This window comes from Plebeiibacterium sediminum (genome assembly GCF_026013605.1).
In the GTDB taxonomy this organism is placed as follows: domain Bacteria; phylum Bacteroidota; class Bacteroidia; order Bacteroidales; family Marinilabiliaceae; genus Saccharicrinis; species Saccharicrinis sediminus.
Map to the genome: position 1 here is coordinate 1 of NZ_JAPDPJ010000262.1, position 612 is coordinate 612.

Annotated in this window: 1 protein-coding gene; it reads right to left on the bottom strand. The window is 27.0% G+C overall.

Annotated elements, in window-relative coordinates; all coding sequences use genetic code 11:
• Window positions 1-90: 90 nt before the first annotated feature.
• A partial coding sequence (locus OM075_RS25380) for a toprim domain-containing protein (RefSeq protein ID WP_301193360.1) occupies window positions 91-612 on the bottom strand: 522 nt, incomplete at its 5' end.

Genomic DNA, 612 nt, shown 5'->3' on the forward strand with positions numbered 1-612 from the left:
ATACAGTTTAGCAATTTACCTGACTTTCCAATAAGATAAATGCTTTCCAACTGTTTTCTTGTCATTTTTACCAGACTAGATTAATACTTATTAAAGTTCATTATTCCAGTCCTTAGATGCACTCTTTTCAATATTAATTTTATTACCTAAATCATTATTCTGAATAATTTTGCCTAATATCCATTTAAAAATATTAATGTTTGAAATATCAATTTGTTCGTTTTCGATTTCTATTATAATCGATTTTACTTCTTGACTAACTATCCTCAACTTATCTTGAGGTATAAACTTAGAAATAATCTTTAAATCATTTTTGTATCCAGCAAAATCATTATCATTAATCAATTTAAGTGATTTATAAATTCCTCTATTGATTAACTGAGCAATTTTATGACATTGTTTGTCACTAATAGTTCCTAATGAGGCTATATGAGTACAACTAAAATTTCTATTTAATTGACAATAAGAAAGATTATCAATAGGATTTTCAGAAACAACCAAAGTCTTGTGTGTTTTAGAGTAATTAGAAACCCAAAAAGAATCCACGACTTCACTTCCAAGGGCCATTTTTTTCTCGTTTGAATCTCTTATTTCTAAGCCTACGACAGTTTT